At 58.9% G+C, this 16764-nt stretch carries 12 protein-coding genes and 1 tRNA gene; 11 read left to right on the forward strand and 2 right to left on the reverse strand.

Annotation, left to right across the window (positions count from 1 at the left end; translation table 11 throughout):
* Positions 1 to 3 precede the first annotated feature (3 nt).
* From ychF to ACLI1M_RS04370, 4 genes are all read left to right on the forward strand, one after another.
* Positions 4 to 1089 carry a redox-regulated ATPase YchF gene (ychF, locus tag ACLI1M_RS04355; protein WP_200287819.1) on the forward strand — a complete coding sequence of 362 codons (1086 nt, stop codon included), beginning with the start codon at positions 4 to 6 and terminating at the stop codon, positions 1087 to 1089.
* A gap of 128 nt (positions 1090 to 1217) precedes the next feature.
* A complete protein-coding gene (locus tag ACLI1M_RS04360; protein WP_248099032.1) occupies positions 1218 to 1751 on the forward strand; it encodes a type 1 glutamine amidotransferase domain-containing protein in 534 nt (177 codons plus the stop codon).
* 226 nt (positions 1752 to 1977) lie between these two features.
* Positions 1978 to 2889 (forward strand): cation diffusion facilitator family transporter, encoded by a 912-nt coding sequence (locus ACLI1M_RS04365; protein WP_411706698.1) that lies wholly within the window; start codon positions 1978 to 1980, stop codon positions 2887 to 2889.
* Positions 2890 to 3401: 512 nt separating this feature from the next.
* Positions 3402 to 4331, forward strand: coding sequence for a PRC and DUF2382 domain-containing protein (locus ACLI1M_RS04370; protein ID WP_023021869.1), 930 nt, complete (start codon positions 3402 to 3404; stop codon positions 4329 to 4331).
* 63 nt (positions 4332 to 4394) lie between these two features.
* On the opposite strand, the gene ACLI1M_RS04375 is transcribed toward ACLI1M_RS04370, so the two are convergent.
* Positions 4395 to 5756 (reverse strand): dicarboxylate/amino acid:cation symporter, encoded by a 1362-nt coding sequence (locus ACLI1M_RS04375; RefSeq protein WP_248099027.1) that lies wholly within the window; start codon positions 5754 to 5756, stop codon positions 4395 to 4397.
* A gap of 355 nt (positions 5757 to 6111) precedes the next feature.
* On the opposite strand from ACLI1M_RS04375, the gene pcp reads away from it, so the two are divergent.
* Genes pcp through nrfD form a run of 4 tightly spaced genes read left to right on the forward strand, consistent with a single transcriptional unit; the run spans position 6112 to position 12184 of the window.
* Positions 6112 to 6699 carry a pyroglutamyl-peptidase I gene (gene pcp / locus ACLI1M_RS04380; protein ID WP_248099025.1) on the forward strand — a complete coding sequence of 196 codons (588 nt, stop codon included), beginning with the start codon at positions 6112 to 6114 and terminating at the stop codon, positions 6697 to 6699.
* Positions 6700 to 6746: 47 nt separating this feature from the next.
* A complete protein-coding gene (gene fdnG / locus ACLI1M_RS04385; protein WP_411706699.1) occupies positions 6747 to 10013 on the forward strand; it encodes a formate dehydrogenase-N subunit alpha in 3267 nt (1088 codons plus the stop codon).
* The gene (locus tag ACLI1M_RS04390) at positions 10014 to 11072 is read left to right on the forward strand and encodes a 4Fe-4S dicluster domain-containing protein (RefSeq protein WP_023021864.1); all 1059 of its coding nucleotides are present in this window, start codon (positions 10014 to 10016) and stop codon (positions 11070 to 11072) included.
* The gene (gene nrfD, locus ACLI1M_RS04395; RefSeq protein WP_248099020.1) at positions 11069 to 12184 is read left to right on the forward strand and encodes an NrfD/PsrC family molybdoenzyme membrane anchor subunit; all 1116 of its coding nucleotides are present in this window, start codon (positions 11069 to 11071) and stop codon (positions 12182 to 12184) included. The genes ACLI1M_RS04390 and nrfD overlap by 4 nt, the downstream gene beginning before the upstream one ends.
* A gap of 186 nt (positions 12185 to 12370) precedes the next feature.
* Here the strand turns inward: nrfD and selD are convergent, their stop codons facing one another.
* Positions 12371 to 13354 carry a selenide, water dikinase SelD gene (gene selD / locus ACLI1M_RS04400; protein ID WP_248099017.1) on the reverse strand — a complete coding sequence of 328 codons (984 nt, stop codon included), beginning with the start codon at positions 13352 to 13354 and terminating at the stop codon, positions 12371 to 12373.
* A gap of 178 nt (positions 13355 to 13532) precedes the next feature.
* Between selD and ACLI1M_RS04405 the strand changes: the two genes are divergently transcribed.
* The 3 genes from ACLI1M_RS04405 to selB all read left to right on the forward strand — a co-directional run bounded on the left by ACLI1M_RS04405 (position 13533) and on the right by selB (position 16742).
* Positions 13533 to 13627: transfer RNA gene (locus ACLI1M_RS04405), tRNA-Sec, on the forward strand.
* 79 nt (positions 13628 to 13706) lie between these two features.
* Positions 13707 to 14969, forward strand: a complete 1263-nt coding sequence (gene selA / locus ACLI1M_RS04410) for an L-seryl-tRNA(Sec) selenium transferase (RefSeq protein WP_248099147.1) — start codon at positions 13707 to 13709, stop codon at positions 14967 to 14969.
* The gene (gene selB, locus ACLI1M_RS04415) at positions 14970 to 16742 is read left to right on the forward strand and encodes a selenocysteine-specific translation elongation factor (protein ID WP_239205352.1); all 1773 of its coding nucleotides are present in this window, start codon (positions 14970 to 14972) and stop codon (positions 16740 to 16742) included.
* Positions 16743 to 16764: the final 22 nt, after the last annotated feature.

A 16764-nucleotide genomic window follows, 5' to 3' on the forward strand; every position in this document is an offset into this window, starting at 1 on the left:
CCCGTGAGTCTTACACTAGGAATCGTCGGCCTGCCCAACGTGGGCAAGTCCACATTGTTTAATGCCCTGACCCGTTCCGAGATCCTGGCGGCGAACTACCCGTTTGCCACCATCGAGCCCAACGTGGGCCTGGTGGAGCTGCCGGACTCCCGCCTGACCCACCTGGCGGAAATGTTTAACTCGGAGCGTATCCTGCCCGCCACTGTGTCCTTCGTGGATATTGCCGGTATCGTCTCTGGCGCTTCGCAGGGCGAAGGCATGGGTAACGCCTTCCTAGCCAATATCCGTGAGGCAGATGCCATCTGCCAGGTCGTGCGCGCTTTTTCCGATGACAATGTCATCCATGTTGATGGCAAAGTTGACCCGCGCAATGACATCTCCGTTATTAATACCGAGCTCATCCTCGCGGACCTCCAAACCATTGAAAAGGCTCTGCCGCGCCTTGAAAAAGATGCGCGCAAGAATAAGGACCTGGCTGCTGAGGTGGAAGCCACCAAGAAGGCGCAGGAGATTCTAGAAGATGACCGCACCCTCTTCGCAGCAGCTAAGGAGGGCGAGATTGACCTCTCGCTCGTGCGCGATCTGCACTTGATGACGGCAAAGCCTTTCCTCTATGTCTTTAACTCGGACGAGGCCGTGCTTACCGACGACGCAAAGAAGGAAGAGCTTCGCCAGCTCGTCGCCCCGGCCGAGGCCGTGTTCCTTGACGCCCAGACAGAAACTGAGCTGCTTGAGCTGGAAGTAGACGAAGCGCGCGAATTGCTTGAGTCCGTGGGCCAAGATGAGCCGGGGTTGGCTACTTTGGCCAAGGCGGGTTTTGCCACGCTGGGCCTGCAGACCTATCTCACCGCCGGTGAGAAGGAAGCCCGCGCGTGGACCATCAAGCAGGGCTCTGCCGCCCCGCAAGCCGCCGGCGTTATCCACACTGACTTTGAAAAGAAGTTCATCAAGGCCGAAATCGTTTCCTACGATGACCTAGTAGCCGCCGGCTCTATGGCCGAAGCTCGCGCGCACGGTAAGGTCCGCCAAGAAGGCAAGGACTACATCATGCAAGACGGCGACGTGTGCGACTTTAAGATCGGCGGTTAATTCCGCGTCTTCTAAGTCTTGGGCCTCCTAACGGAGAAGGCACTGCCCGCGCAGGCGGAGAAATTGTAGCGATTGAGAATCTTCCGCGTTACTGTGGGCGAGGTACCCAAACAATAGGAGGTCACATTATGGCTGAACTAGACAACAAGACCATTGCAATCATCGCTACCGATGGTTTCGAAGACTCTGAGCTGACTTCCCCGTTGGAGGCCGTGAAGAACGCTGGTGCTACCGTGCGCGTCATCGCCCCTAAGGCCGGTACTATTACCGGCAAGAAGGGCACGGAGATTTCCGTTGACGCCGTTACCGCTGACTCAACCGGCGAGTCTTTCGATGGCATTATCTTGCCTGGCGGTACCGACAATGCCGACCTGTTGCGCTTGGACAAGGCCGCAGTAGAAATCGTGCGCAACCACATGAGCAAGGATCTCCCGCTTGGTGCTATCTGCCACGGTGCATGGATCCTGGCCGATGCTGAAGCTCTTAAGGGTCGTACCTTGACGTCCTTCCCCTCCTTGCAGACCGACCTGCGCAATGCGGGCGCCACGTGGGTAGATGAGGAAGTTCACTGTGACCAGGGCTTGGTCTCCTCCCGCACTCCAGATGACCTGCCAGCCTTTAACACCAAGCTGGTAGAAGAGTTTGCAGAGGGCCAGCACTAAGGCTCCACAATTTAAGCCACGGGAGTTTCCCGTGGCTTTTTTCGATCTTGCGCCGGTGTCACATGCCCTATAAAGTTAGGATTTCTTGAAGGGGAGTAGTTCCCTCGGCTAATTCCGAGATGACTGGTCGACATACTGGCGTTTAGCCCGGCCAGCCAGCGCCCGCAGTGCCCGCGGCCGTGAACGAGACCTTCGGTCCGCAACCGAACCGAAGGGAGAAGTGACTATGTCCTCCATGGGCTCAGAGCAGCGCATTCTTGAGCGCTTCATGCAGCTATCCATCGCCGCCGCTGTGGCTACCATCATCCTTAAGGCCGTGGCCGCGTGGTTTACCGGCTCGGTGGGCTTCCTCTCCGATGCCTTCGAATCCATCGTGAATCTCGTCGCGGCCGTCGCCGGCTTTTATGCCCTCCGGATTGCCTCTAAGCCGGCCGACGATAACCACCAGTTTGGCCATGGCAAAGCGGAGTACGTCTCCGCCTTGGTAGAGGGCGCAATGATTTTTATTGCAGCCGGCATGATCGTGTACACGGCGATCCAGCGCTTCTTTGTTCCGCAGCCGATTGAAGAGCCGGGCTGGGGCTTGGCGTTGTCAACGCTTTCGTCGGTGCTCAACGCCGCGGTAGGCATCGCGCTCATCCGTGCAGGTAAGCGCTACCGATCCGCTACCTTGGATGCGGATGGGCACCATTTGCTTACCGACGTCTGGACTTCCGTCGGCGTCCTTGTCGGTATCGCCGCCGTTTATTTAACTGGCTGGATGTGGCTAGACCCTGTAGTAGCCCTCGCTGTGGGTATCAATATCTTGTGGACTGGTTACACCCTCCTGCGCGATTCCGTGAGCAGTTTGCTTTCTGAAGCACTTCCCGCGGATGAGCGCCAGCAGATTCGCCAGCTGCTGGCCCGGTTGGAAAAGGAGCAATCGGTTACCTTCACAGACCGGCGTACTGTCGCTTCCGGCCGTCAGCGCTTGGTCTACCTGACCATGGAGGTGCCAGGAGAGTGGAGCGTTATGCATTCCCACGAGGTTGCTGACGTCGTGGAAATCGCCCTAGATGAGCTGTATCCAGGCTGCAGTGCGTTCATTCACGTGGAGCCGGCGGGCGTGGAAAACCGCCGCCCGTACCTATTTCGCTAGGCCTTAATTTTCTAAGTTTTCGGGCGGTCACTGTGGCTGATTTTTTAGACCGACATGTGTGTAGACCCGTTCGAGTGAATAGGGCCTGTACATAACCTGTGCTTTTCCGCAGAAAGCATACACCCTCCTGAAAGGATTCTGTGGGTTTAGTGGTACCGCCTTTTGGGGGTGGGGTAAGTCTTGAATGATTTGGAGAAAGTGGGGGTGTTGACTACGGCGCTGCGGGGTCGTGAAACGACATCTATTTTTTAGATTCGGGCCATTTATGGTGCAGAATTCTTAACGTTATGAAAATGTTATTGATTGCTCTGAGCTGCATGAAGTCTTCTCTGGGTGAATAAAACGGCAAAAATTTCTTGCTGGCGGTCGAAAAATTTTGAATTCTCCGTATGGTGGTTGTCACACCAAGCAAATAGCGATTCTCACCCCCGCATTCCACATGTGGGGGCAAGAATATGTCCTTTTGATTGGCTGAAGAGAGCTATACCAATAGCAGAAAGGATTTACTGACAATGGGTAAGAACATTAAGGATCTGTTTAACGCAACCGCATACGACAAGGACGGCGAGAAGCTGGGCAACGTTAACGAGGTATTCGTTGATGACCAGTCCGGCCAGCCTACCTTCGTTGAGGTTAACCACGGCCTGTTCGGTATGAACTCCAGCCTCGTTCCGCTGCGCGGTCACGACTTCTCCGGCGATGACCTGAAGCTGGGCTTCTCCAAGGACCGCATCAAGGACGCCCCAGACTTCGATTCCGATAAGCCGCTGACCCCAGAGGCACAGTCCGATATCTTCAAGCACTACGGCCTGGATAATGCACAGGACGTTACCGATTACAAGGACTCCAACCTGGACTCCAAGCGCGACGTTCAGGCTGGCGCTGACAAGGACCACAACTTGGCCGCAGGTGCCGGCGTTGCTGGCGCTGGTGCAGGCGCTGCTGGTGCACACGCTAACGAGAAGAAGGAAGCTACCCACACCACTGATGCGGCTGCTGCTGAGCGTAAGGCTGGCGTTGCCGATAACGCTGCTTCCAAGAACACCGCAGCTGCGCACACCAACAATGACGGCGAGCTCATCCGTTCTGAGGAGCAGATGAACGTCAATAAGGAGCGTGTGGCTACCGGCGAGGCTCGCCTGCGCAAGTACGTTGTAACCGACACCGAGACCGTTGAGGTTCCGGTTGAGCGCGAAGAGGTCAGCGTTGAGCGCACTCCGATCAGCGCTGAAGATGCCAAGAACTACAACGGCACCATCTCCGGTGACACTGAGGAAGCTTCCGTCACCCTGCACGAGGAGCAGGTTAACGTGAACAAGGAAACCGTTCCGGTTGAGAAGATCAACCTGAAGAAGGACACCGTTCGCGACACCGAGACTCACACCGAGGAGCTGCGCAAGGAGCAGATCGACACCGATGGTGTTGATGGCCTCAAGAAGTAAAAGCGCATAGCTAAACGCCCGCAAGGTTTTCCTTGCGGGCGTTTATTATGTTTGAGGGCTTATTTAAGCCTTGGCACCGATGGCTGCGGCCGAGTCAGAATCCATAATGTCTTTGACGCCGCTTTCTGCTGCGTCCCAGGTTGCCCTGTCTTGGATGCCGGCACGTTTAGCAACGACGGTGGCGCACAGTACCTGTCCGGTGACGTTGAGTGCAGTGCGTCCCATGTCAATAATCGGCTCAATGGCCAGCAGGAGACCGACACCAGCCAGCGGAAGGCCAAGTGTAGATAGCGTCAGCGTGAGCATAACCGTTGCGCCTGTGGTGCCTGCGGTAGCAGCGGAACCAATGACGGAAACAAAGATGATGAGCAGGTATTGGGTGAAGTCGAGGTTAATGTCGTAGAACTGGGCAACAAAGATGGCTGCGATGGCCGGGTATACGGAGGCGCAGCCGTCCATCTTGGTGGTTGCTCCTAGCGGAACGGCAAAGGAAGCGTATTCAGAAGGAACACCCATGGCCTTTTCGCTAAAGCGCTCGGTAGCTGGCATGACACCCATGGAAGAACGGGTAACAAAGCCCAGCGAGGTGACCGGCCAAACGCGCTTATAAAAGCCCATGACTGGAATCTTGTTGAACTTCAGTACGGCGGGGTAGACCACGACAAAAACCAGACCAAGGCCCACGTACATGGCCAGCACAAACTTGCCCAGCGAGCCCAAGGCGTCCCAGCCGTAGGTTGCTACTGCCTTACCGATAAGGGCGGCGGTGCCAATCGGTGCAAGGCGGATGATCCACCACAAGATGACCTGGATGACCTTGAGGAAGGACTCGGTAAAGTGCAGGAATGGCTCGGCGGACTTGCCGGTCTTGACCGCGGCGATACCGATGGCCAGGGAAATGACAAGCAGTTGTAGCGCGCCAAAGCTGAGGGATACTTCGCCGTCGGAAAGCGAGGCAGAAAGGCCTACGAAGTTCTGCGGCAGAAGCTGCTCAAAGAACGCGGTCCACGAGCCGACGTGGGAAGGATCCTGTGCAGTAGCGGCATCGACGCTCGTGCCGACGCCCGGCTTCATAATGACGGCAACGAAAATGCCCATCAAGACAGAGAAGAATGCGGTAATGGCGAACCACACCAGTGTGGAAATCGCCAGGGAAGCAGCGTTAGCTACCTTGCGCAAATTGGCGACAGAGGTAACAACAGCGGCGAAGATCAGCGGCGGGATCATCACCTTGAGCAGCTGGACGTAGGCGCTACCGACTCCCGTGAGCAGGGTGGTCAACCAACCGGGATTGTCTGGGTCGGTATCCATGCCGGAGGCGATGAAACCCAAGATGAGGCCGATGATAAGGCCGGCAATAACTTGCGCGCCGAATCCTGTGGCCCAGCCTGGGAGCCTAGAGCGCGAAGATTCCTGTTGAGACATAAAGGTTCCTTTGAAAATAAAAATGGACAGATCGGACTAGTTTTCAGATACTGTCCTGTTCAACTTCAACTTCGCTCAGTTTATTCCTTCGACGTCTTTAGGCACAAGACGTGGGGATTCTCCCGTGGCTGCGACCTCATCCTTCGCGCTCACCGGGTGGCTTCTTAATACCTGGGGTTCTTTTCCCACTGAGCGCGAGGGGGAGGAGGAATTGCGGTGTGCGCCCTCGGCGCTCACCAGAGCGGGGTGGAAGCATCACCTTTACGCTGCTGGTGAGCGCGAAGGGCGGAGGGGGGAAGGGCGGAGCGCGAGGTGCAGAGCGAGGAGGGGCTGCGATTTCTGGAATACTGGCGGCATGAAAATCCTCGTGACTGCATTTGACGCCTTCGGCGGAGAAAGCATTAACCCTACAGAACAAGCGCTGGAGCTATTACCAGAGGAGGTTGGGGGAGCGGAGCTTGTCAAGACGGTGATTCCGACCAAGTTTGGGGAATCCCTGCGCCGAGTAATTGCACTCGCAGAGGAATCATCAGTCGATGCAATTGTGTGCTTGGGACAGGCAGGCGGCCGGAAACATATCACCCCGGAGCGAGTCGCCATTAATGTGATGGATGCCGAGATTCCTGATAACGCGGGTTATCAGCCAGTGGATGTACCGGTCGTGGAGGGTGGCCCAGCGGCGTATTTTTCCACGCTACCGGTAAAGGAAATGGTCGCGGCGATGGATGATTGTCCGGCGCGGGTGTCGAATACGGCGGGGACTTTCGTGTGCAATCAGCTCCTGTATGGTCTCCTGCATCACTTCGCAGGGACGGAGGTGCGCGCGGGATTTGTACATGTTCCCTATATTGAGGAGCAGAACAAAGCGGATAAGCCCATGATGGCGCTAGCTGAGGTAGTCGAGGGGATAAAGCGGGCACTCTGGGCGGTGCAGGCTAGTTAGGGTAGCCTTTGTGGCTTTTTGAACCAGCGAAATATAGATTTATGGATATGTCTCGCTTTAGCCCTCTCAACTGGCCGGTTGTGCGCCAGCTGCGCAGCGGCGATCCCTTTGGCAGGGACGTCAATACGCAGTCTCAAAAGAGCAAGGATAAACATGGACGCACCGTGGAAGCGGACCGCGTGGTGCAGTCAGTGTGCCCGTACTGCGCGGTCGGTTGCTCGCAGCGCGTGTATGTCAAAGATGACCGTGTCATCCAGGTAGAGGGTGATCCGGATTCGCCCATTTCTCGTGGGCGATTGTGCCCGAAGGGATCTGCGTCGGAGCAGCTCATTAACTCCGCTACGCGCCTGACCAAGATTAAATATCGCGCGCCTTATTCTTCGCAGTGGCAGGACCTTGATGAAGATACCGCGATGGAGATGATTGCGGATCGTTTCTTGGAGGCGCGTCGCAACGGTTGGCAGGATGTCGACGATGAGGGCCGCACCCTCAATCGCACGATGGGCATCGCCGGTTTGGGCGGTGCGACCTTGGATAATGAGGAAAATTACCTCATTAAGAAGCTGTTTACCGCGGCCGGTGCGATACAGCTTGAGAACCAGGCGCGCATATGACACTCCGCCACCGTTCCTAGTCTAGGAACTTCGTTTGGCCGCGGCGGCGCAACCCAACCGCTGCAGGATATGGCGAATGCGGACTGCATCGTCATTGAGGGTTCTAATATGGCCGAGTGCCACCCAGTGGGATTCCAGTGGGTAGTGGAGGCCAAAAAGCGTGGGGCACGCATCATTCACGTGGATCCGCGCTATACGCGTACGTCCGCGTTTGCGAATCGCCATATTGGTATTCGCGTCGGCACGGATGTAGTGCTATTGGGTGCAGTGATTAATTATCTGCTGGAAAATGAGCTGTACTTCCATGACTATGTGGTGGCGTATACCAATGCGCCGATGATTATCTCGGAGGACTACCAAGACACCGAGGATCTAGATGGTTTGTTCTCTGGCTATGACCCAGAGACCGGAAAATACGTCACGGATTCGTGGCAGTACGTGCAGAAGCCCGAGGGTGCGTCGTGGAATGTGGAACGCGATGAATCGCTGGAGCATCCCAATTCGGTTTTCCAGATTCTCAAGCGCCATTACGCACGCTATACGCCTGAGATAGTGGAGGAGACCTGCGGTATTGCGCAAGAGGACTTTTACTACCTTGCGGAGTCGATTGCGCAGAATTCTACGCCGGATCGCACCACGTGCTTTGCTTATGCTTTGGGCTTTACTCAGCACACTCTGGGTGCGCAGTTCATTCGTACCGCGGCAATTTTGCAGCTGCTGACCGGTAATGTGGGCCGACCAGGCTCGGGCATTATGGCGTTGCGTGGACACGCGTCTATTCAGGGGTCTACCGATATTCCGACGCTGTTCCATTCGCTGCCGGGGTATTTGCCGATGCCGGGCGTCGACAAGCAAAGCTGGCCTGAGTATGTAGATGGCATCCGCAATGAGTCGCAGAAGGGCTTCTGGCAGATCGGAGAGAACTATGCGGTCTCGCTGATGAAGTCCTACTGGGGCGATGCAGCGACCAAGGAAAACGGGTGGGGTTATGACCTCATGCCGCGTATTTCTGGTGCGCATTCGACCTATGAAACGCTCATGGCAATGCTGGATGAGCAGGTGGAAGGCTATTTTGTCTTCGGCCAGAATCCGGCAGTGGCGCAGTCTAATGGCGGCATGCAGCGCCGTGGTTTGGCGGCGCTAAAGTGGCTGGTTGTGCGCGATTTCCAGGAGATTGAGACTGCCTCGTTCTGGAAGGATTCGCCGGAGATTAAAAACGGCGAGCTCAAGACCGAAGATATCGGTACCGAGGTTTTCTTGATGCCGGCGGCAACCCACGTGGAAAAGGCCGGTACCTTCACCCAAACCCAGCGCATGTTGCAATGGCGTTTCCAGGCGGCACCGCCGCCAGGTGATGCCAAGAGTGACCTGTGGTTCTTCTACCAGTTGGGCAAGAAGATTAAGGAGCGTCTGCGCGATTCCACTGATCCGCGAGATCTGCCTTTGCAGAAGGTCACGTGGGATTATGTGGAAACCGAGGAAGGTGAGCCGAATTCTGAGGACGTCCTCAAGGAGATCAATGGTTATTACCTTGAGGGCCCGAAGAAGGGCGAGCTTTTGCCTGCCTTCGTGGAGATGAAAAATGATGGCAGCACCTCGGGTGGCTGCTGGATCTACACTGGCGTGTTTAAGGATGGTATTAATCAGTCCGCCCGCAAGGTTCCTGGTTCGGAGCAAAATGAGGTTGCTCCGGAGTGGGGCTGGGTGTGGCCGGCAAACCGCCGCCTGCTCTACAACCGCGCTTCGGCGAAGCCGGATGGCACTCCGTGGTCGGAGCGCAAGAAGTATGTGTGGTGGGATGCTGACAAAGGAAAGTGGGTTGGCGATGACGTGCCGGACTTCCCGGTTACTAAGGCCCCTGACTACAAGGCTCCGGTCGACGCCGTGGGGCCGGACGCCCTCGATGGCACCGATGCCTTCATCATGCAGGCTGATGGCCGCGGTTGGCTCTTTGCGCCGACCGGGCTTTCCGACGGCCCTTTGCCCACCCACTATGAGCCGCACGAGTCCCCGGTACACAATGTGCTGTACAAGCAGCAGCAGTCGCCGACGCGTCTGACTATTAAGCGTCCAGATAACCTGTCGCGTCCAGAGCCGGGCGAGCCGGGCGCGGAGGTTTTCCCGTTCGTCTTTTCTACGTATCGCCTCACGGAGATGTATACCTCGGGTGCGATGTCACGCCGTTTGCCGTATCTGGCGGAACTGCAGCCAGGCCTATTCTGCGAGGTTGATAAGGCCTTGGCAGAAAAGCGTGGGCTAGAAAATGGTCAGTGGGCCACGATCGTCTCGCCTCGCGGCGTGATTGAGGCGCAGGTCTTGGTCACTGACCGCATGCAGATGATGAAGATCAATGGTGAGGAGTTCCACCAAATCGGTTTGCCGTATCACTATGGCGAGTCCGATTCCACAGCCGTAGCTGGCGATGGTGCCAATGATTTGCTGGGCCTCACGCTGGAGCCGAACGTATTCATTCAGAATTCCAAGATTGGCGCCTGCGATATCCAGCCGGGGCGTCGTCCTCGTGGTGAGGCCCGTGTGGAGATGCTCAAGGAGTACCAGAAGCGTGCGCACCTGAATCTGGATTCCGGTAATGATCTGCTCACTGTGGATGATTCCTTCACTTATAACCCAGAGCCGCAGCAGCCCGTGGATGCGGACACGCCCGGCGAGAAGGGCGAGGAAAGCGAAGAAGGTAAGTAAATGACAAATCTACTGACCGAGAACGCGAGCCGGCACGGCTACGATAAGTACCGCCGCATGGCCTTTTTTACCGATACCTCCATTTGTATTGGTTGTAAGGCCTGCGAGGTGGCGTGCAAGGAGTGGAACCGCAATCCGGTAGAAGGCTATGACGTCACCGGTGATTCCTATGACAACACCGGTGCGCTGGGAGCTAATACTTGGCGGCACGTGGCCTTCGTGGAACAAAATAATGACCGTATCGAGCACGCCCGCGAGGAGGGAAAGAAGCTCATTTCTTTGGGCATGCCTTCGGTCGGGGCGCAGCCGCAAGAAGTTGATACCACTCCGCCAGATACCGATACCTTCCGGTGGCTGATGTCCTCGGATGTCTGCAAGCACTGCACGCATGCAGGTTGCCTTGATGTCTGTCCTACCGGCGCACTGTTTCGCACCGAATTTGGCACTGTGGTAGTGCAAGATGACGTGTGCAATGGCTGCGGGACATGCGTAGCCGGTTGCCCGTTCGGTGTCATTGAACGCCGCGATGATGGCGGTGTGGCGCTGAAATATGACAAGACCGCCACGGTGGATTACGTGGATAATTCCCATGCTGGCGTCAACGTGTTGAAAAAGCTCAAGCAGCTTGCCCCGCAAGGCCCGGACCATACACCGGGCGAGGCGATGCCGATCAAGAACTTGGGCGTGGCCCAGAAGTGCACTATGTGCTATGACCGCTTGAAGCAGGGCGAGCAGCCAGCGTGTTCTAAGACCTGCCCGACCGATTCCATCCAGTTTGGCCCTTATGAGGAGATGGTGGCAGCCGCCAAGGAACGCGTGCGGGTACTGCACGAGCAGGGGATTACCGAGGCCCGGCTTTATGGTGCTAATCAAGACGATGGTGTCGGTGGAACCGGATCCATCTTCTTGCTTTTGGATTCGCCAGAGGTCTATGGGCTTCCGCCTGATCCACGCGTGCCGACGGCGGATTTGCCGCAGATGTATAAGACCGCAGTGAAGGCTATCGGCGGTATGGCGCTGGCCGTGGCCGGTTCCTTCCTGATTGGGGGACGTAAATGAGCAACTTTGATGAGTACCGCCCGCCGCAGCCGGAGCGTCGTAACCGCTACCGGAAATTTGATGGCACCAAGCCTAAAAAGAAGCGCAAGCGCCCAGGCGCGGGCGCGCAGGATGGTTCCAAAGAAGAGCGCATGGCGCAGGATTTCGAGTTCTCGTCCTACTACGGCCGGCCAGTGGTTAAGGCGCCGCCGTGGGAATGGCCAATCGGTGCGTATCTCTTCTTGGGCGGCGTCAGTGGCGGATCAGGGCTTTTGGCCGCCGGCGCACAGGCCGTGGGCAATGCACCGCTGCGTCGTACCACCCGCCTTTCTGCCTTTGGCGCGGCGGCCGCGGGATCAGTCTTTTTGATTCTGGATTTGGGCCGCCCGGAGCGCGCGCTGAATATGTTCCGCGTCTTCAAGGTGACCTCGCCGATGTCTCTGGGATCGTGGATCCTGTCGGGCTTCGCGAGCGCGGCCGCGCTGCCGGCCGCAGCGGAAGTGGATGCAGCGACTGGACATAAGCTGCCCCTGCCTAAGTTCGTGCGCACGGCGCTGCAGAAAGCTGCTGGACCGGCAGGCGCAGTCGCGGGAGTGCTCGGCGGTCCGCTGGCGGGATATACCGCGGTATTGCTGTCGAATACCTCGAATCCGGTGTGGAATGACATGAAAAAGCACCTGCCGTATGTCTTTGTTTCCTCGGCAGCGGCGGCGTCATCAGGAATGGCTATGGTGACCACCCCGGTCGAGCACGCAGGTCCTGCCCGCGTGTCGGGCATGGCCGCCGCGGCCAGCGACCTAGCGGCGACCAAGGTCTTGGAAGAAGGCATGGAGCCGGAGCCGCGCCAGGCTCTGCACGAGGGAAAGCCGGGCACGCTGATGAAGGCTTCGGAATGCCTCATTGCGGCCGGTGGCGTGGGAAGCATGCTGGCTGCGGCCACAAAGTCCCGCGCGGTATCGGTGGCCGCGGGGCTATCGCTATTGGCAGGATCGGCGTGCACCCGCTTTGGTGTGCTCAACGCCGGCCTAGAAGCAGTGAAAAATCCGGAGACTACCATCGGCCCGCAAAAGCGCCGGGCGGAAAAGCGCCGGCGCGAGCAGGGTCTCGACCACGATGTAGTGAGCCCGGACTAGTCCACCTCCCGTAGGCCGGGAGCGAGTTCCGCGCCGATATCTTCCCTGCGTTGTTGCTCGGCTGCGGAGCAATAAAAGTGCCGGTCGGTGGACCCGAAGGGAAGGGGAACATGCGCTTGGCGATGCCCCTCGGTTGCACACCCCATCAACCCCAGCGCGGCTAGGGGCGCCGGGGAAGGAGAAATTTTAGGCCTTGATATAAGCATCGCCGGAGCGCTCGGTGGTGTGGCCGATGACGGGGTAGCCGGGTACCTCGCCGATAAGGAGGAGGCCGCCGGAAGTTTGGGCGTCGGCAAGCAGCACCAGCTCTTCCTCGCTCAAGGAGGTTTCTAGGTGCGGGCGTACCCAGTCGAGGTTGCGGCGGGAGCCACCGGGGATGAATCCTTCCGCCAAGGCCTCCTTCGCGCCGTCGATGGTGGGCACGGCGGAAAAGTCGAGCTCCGCGGCGATGCCAGAGGCGCGGCACATCTTATAAAGGTGGCCGAGCAGGCCGAAGCCGGTGACATCGGTGGCCGCACGCACGCCTGCCTCCACCGCGGCACGGGCGGCCTCGCGATTCAAGGTGGTCATGGAATCGACTGCGGCTTGGGATACCTCGCCGGTGGCCTTGTGTTTATTGTTGAGGATGCCTACGCCGATGGGCTTGGTGAGGGTAATGGGCAGGCCGGGCTCGGCGGCGTCGTTGCGCATGAGCTTTTCGGGCGCGACGATACCGGTGGCGGCCATGCCATAGAGTGGTTCAGGGGCGGTAATGGAATGGCCGCCGGTAACAGAGATGCCGGCTTCGGTGGCTACGTCCATGCCGCCGCGCAGGACCTCGCGTAGTACGTCCAGTCCGAGCTTTTCATTGGGCCAGCCTACGAGGTTGATGGCGGTAACGGGGGTGCCGCCCATGGCATAGACATCAGAAAGCGCGTTGGCCGCAGCCACTCGCCCCCAATCGTAGGGGTCATTGAGCATCGGGGTGAAAAAATCCGCGGTGGAAATAACTGCTAGACCATCCTGGATTTTGACGGCCGCAGCATCATCGCCGTCATCTAGGCCCACCAGTACATTAGGGTCGGCCTTGCCTTTCAGGCCCTCGACGGCAGACTCAAGCTGGCCAGCGGGAATCTTGCAGGCGCAACCGCCGCCTGCGGCGAAAGAGGTGAGCTTAATTTCTTCGGTCATAGCGCCATTTTACTCATCTCCAGAGAGTATCTGGCTGCAAAGCTAGGGCGGGAACCCGCTTGCGGCGGCGTGTGGCGATAGGACAGAGGGCGCCGAGGTTTCGCCTTCGAGGGGCTTGGTGGACGTAGGGATGACAGGTGTATTGGCGCCGGCGAATGCGCGTGTAAGGTGAGCACACGGAGGCGTACGTGTCCTGGTGGGCGCCCCGGTCTTCAAAACCGGTGAGGCCGAGCATCTCGGTCTGGCAGGTTCGATTCCTGTCCGTCTCCGCCATTCGCGCGCAAGGAGGAATGCCACAGTGCCCACGCCCACCCCTGCAGCCAGCCCCGATCCCCGTCGGAATATTCCCCGCATGGATGAGCTGCTCCAGCTGCCAGAAGTAGAACCCGCGCGACAGCGCCTTGCCGAGCACACCATTCGTGCAATTGTTCAGCGCACAGTTGCCCAAGCACGCCGCGGCGAGCTGCCTATCAACGATATCCCCACAGAAATTGCGCAACGCCTGGGGCAGCAGAGGGTGCATTCCCTGCGGCCGGTCATCAACGCCACCGGCGTCATCATCCATACCAACTTAGGGCGCGCCCCTCTTCCGGGGGCCGCAGTAGAGGCCCTTCATGACGCCGCCTCTTATACCGACGTGGAAATGGACCTTGATTCTGGCAAGCGCTCGAAAAACCGCGGAGCTGGCGCCACGGCTGCGCTGCTTGCGGCCTGTCCCGGTGCAGAAGATGCCCTCGTGGTCAATAACGGCGCCAGTGCCTTGCTCTTGGCCACTGCCGCACTCGCCCCGGGCAAAGACGTCATCATTTCGCGCGGCGAACTTATTGAGATCGGTGCGGGCTTTCGTTTGCCGGAGCTCATCGAGTCTACGGCCACGCGCCTCAAGGAAGTCGGCGCGACTAATCGCACGCATCTGGCCGATTATGAGCGCGCGCTGGGGGAAAATACCGGCGCCATTTTGAAGGTGCACCCTTCTAACTTCCGCATTGAGGGCTTTACCTCCGCAGTCGGCGTGGATGAGCTGCACCGCCTAGCAGCGCAGCACCATACGCGGCTCATTGTGGACCTGGGTTCTGGTTTACTAAATCATGATCCCGCGCTGCCAGAGGAACCAGATATTCAGGCCCAGCTGCGCGCCGGCGCCGATATCGTCATTGCCTCCGGCGATAAGCTACTCGGCGGCCCGCAGGCAGGAATTTTGCTCGGTACCAAGGAGGCGATTGCTGCGGTGAAAAAGCACCCACTTGCGCGCGCCGTGCGTATAGACAAGCTGCGCCTCAACGCCTTGGAGGCTGCCATTTCCACGCCTTCGAATGCGGTGCAAGATGCACTGCATCTGGACAGGGAGACCCATCGCGCGCGCACGGAAGCGATAGCGGAGGCAGTCGGTGCGCGCGTAGTGCCCCACGATGGCCGCGTAGGCGGTGGCGGGGCGCCCGAATACCCGCTACCCGGTTATGCGGTTAGCCTGCCAGAACACTTTGCGGACGCGCTTCGCCACCACGAACCACCGGTGGTAGCCCGGGTGCATCAGGGCAACTGCTTAGTGGATATACGCTGCGTTCCCGCAGACCAAGACGCCGTGGTCATTGCCGCGATTAAGGCGGTGGGCTAGGTGTACGTCGTTGCTACCGCCGGCCATGTAGACCATGGCAAGTCCACCTTGGTGCGCGCACTTACGGAGATGGACCCGGACCGGTGGGAAGAAGAGAAGCGCCGCGGGCTCACTATTGACCTAGGATTTGCCTGGACCACCTTGCCCTCTGGTGCAGATGTGGCTTTCGTGGACGTGCCCGGCCATGAAAAATTCTTGGGCAATATGCTTGCCGGCGTGGGCCCAGCCCCAGTGGTCCTTTTCGTGGTGGCAGCTGATGAGGGGTGGCAAGCCCAGTCCACCGATCATCGCGATGCCTTGCGCGCCCTGGGCGTAGAGCATGGAATTATCGCACTTACCCGCAGCGACCGCGCCACCGTAGATCGCACCGCCGAGATCCGTGCGGAGTTGGCAGATACCCCGCTTGCCGACGCCCCCATTATCCCCGTCTCCGCCCCCACCGGCGAAGGCATTGCAGAGCTGCGGCGGGCGCTGGATGATGTGCTTGCTGAAGTACCTGCTCCCGATCCGACAGCCCCAGTGCGCCTGTGGGTCGACCGGGCGTTTAGCGTGAAGGGAGCGGGCACCGTGGTCACCGGAACACTCGCCGCGGGCAGCTTGCGCGTAGGCGATAGCCTGCAGGTGGTGACAGCTGAGGGCGAAAAGACGGTGGAAATTCGGGGACTGCACAGCGAAAATAGCGCACAGGAATCCCTTGGCCCTGTCACCCGCGCTGCCGTCAACCTGCGGGGAGTAGATGCCGCCGAGATACACCGCGGCGACGTAGTGCTGAGCCCAGGCGCATGGCGACTAGTGGAGCACCTCGATATTCGCCGCACCTTTGGCGCCGAGCTCGATGGGCTGCCAGATAACCTCGTCGTCCACACCGGTACCGCCGGGGTAGAGGGCCACTTGCGGCCCCTTTCGCCCGATTTCGCGCGCCTTAGCTTGGCTCATCCGCTGCCCCTTCAGCTCCTCGACCGCTTCGTCGTCCGCAGCCCCGGCGGTCGCCACGTCGTCGCCGGGGTAGAAGCAGTAGATCTCCGCCCGCCGGAGCTTAACCGTCGCGGTGCCGCTCGCCGTCGCGCAGAAGAACTCAGCGCGCAGGAGTCATTTAGGGATCCTGCATCCTATCTGTGGCGCGTCGGCTACGCCCGCTTGGATGACCTCGCCCGCGATGGCTTCGATACTGCCGCGCCACCCGCAGGCATCATCGCCTTCCGCGAGTGGTGGATAGCCGCTTCCCAGGTAACACGGTGGAAGGAAGCACTCAACGATGCTCTGCATGCCCACGCTGCCGCACATCCCTTGGCGCCGGGAATGCCTCGCAAGGCGGCCATGGATGCCCTCGGCATGCGCGACGAAGGATTGCTAGGGCTTGCGATCGCCGCTGCGAAGGCAGAAAGCAGTGAGGGAGTGCTTCGTCTGCCTGGGCAACGGGTGGATCTCGGCGCGGCTGAGCAGGGCATTGCTGTTATCGAGAAGAGACTTAAAGCGTCACCCTTTGCGGCACCAGAGGCAGATGATTTAGCGGAGCTGGGTCTGGGTACCAAGGAGCTTGCTGCCGCTGAGCGCGCCGGGCGCCTGTTGCGTCTTCAGCACAGCATCGTGCTTTTGCCCTCGGCACCAGAGGAAGCGCGTCGGTACTTGGCCGAGCTGGAACAGCCCTTCACGCTTTCTGCTGCCCGCCGGGCCTTGGGGACGACGCGACGGGTAGCCATTCCGCTCCTGGAATATTTAGATGCCCAGCGGATTACTCGCCGCGGGGAGGGAGGCTGCAGAACCTTGCGCTAGCAAGGACACTTTGGCGGGGCCG

This window comes from Corynebacterium sp. LaCa54 (assembly GCF_046717495.1).
Taxonomy (GTDB): Bacteria; Actinomycetota; Actinomycetes; order Mycobacteriales; family Mycobacteriaceae; genus Corynebacterium; species Corynebacterium kefirresidentii.

Excerpts from the sequence above, each read along its gene's own strand:
- nrfD (WP_248099020.1), top strand. The coding sequence starts at position 11,069 with ATGAGCAACTTTGATGAGTACCGCCCGCCGCAGCCGGAGCGTCGTAAC.
- ACLI1M_RS04365 (WP_411706698.1), top strand. The coding sequence starts at position 1,978 with ATGTCCTCCATGGGCTCAGAGCAGCGCATTCTTGAGCGCTTCATGCAG.
- selA (WP_248099147.1), top strand. The coding sequence starts at position 13,707 with ATGGATGAGCTGCTCCAGCTGCCAGAAGTAGAACCCGCGCGACAGCGC.
- ACLI1M_RS04375 (WP_248099027.1), bottom strand. The coding sequence starts at position 5,756 with ATGTCTCAACAGGAATCTTCGCGCTCTAGGCTCCCAGGCTGGGCCACA.
- ACLI1M_RS04390 (WP_023021864.1), top strand. The coding sequence starts at position 10,014 with ATGACAAATCTACTGACCGAGAACGCGAGCCGGCACGGCTACGATAAG.
- ACLI1M_RS04370 (WP_023021869.1), top strand. The coding sequence starts at position 3,402 with ATGGGTAAGAACATTAAGGATCTGTTTAACGCAACCGCATACGACAAG.
- pcp (WP_248099025.1), top strand. The coding sequence starts at position 6,112 with ATGAAAATCCTCGTGACTGCATTTGACGCCTTCGGCGGAGAAAGCATT.
- selD (WP_248099017.1), bottom strand. The coding sequence starts at position 13,354 with ATGACCGAAGAAATTAAGCTCACCTCTTTCGCCGCAGGCGGCGGTTGC.
- ACLI1M_RS04360 (WP_248099032.1), top strand. The coding sequence starts at position 1,218 with ATGGCTGAACTAGACAACAAGACCATTGCAATCATCGCTACCGATGGT.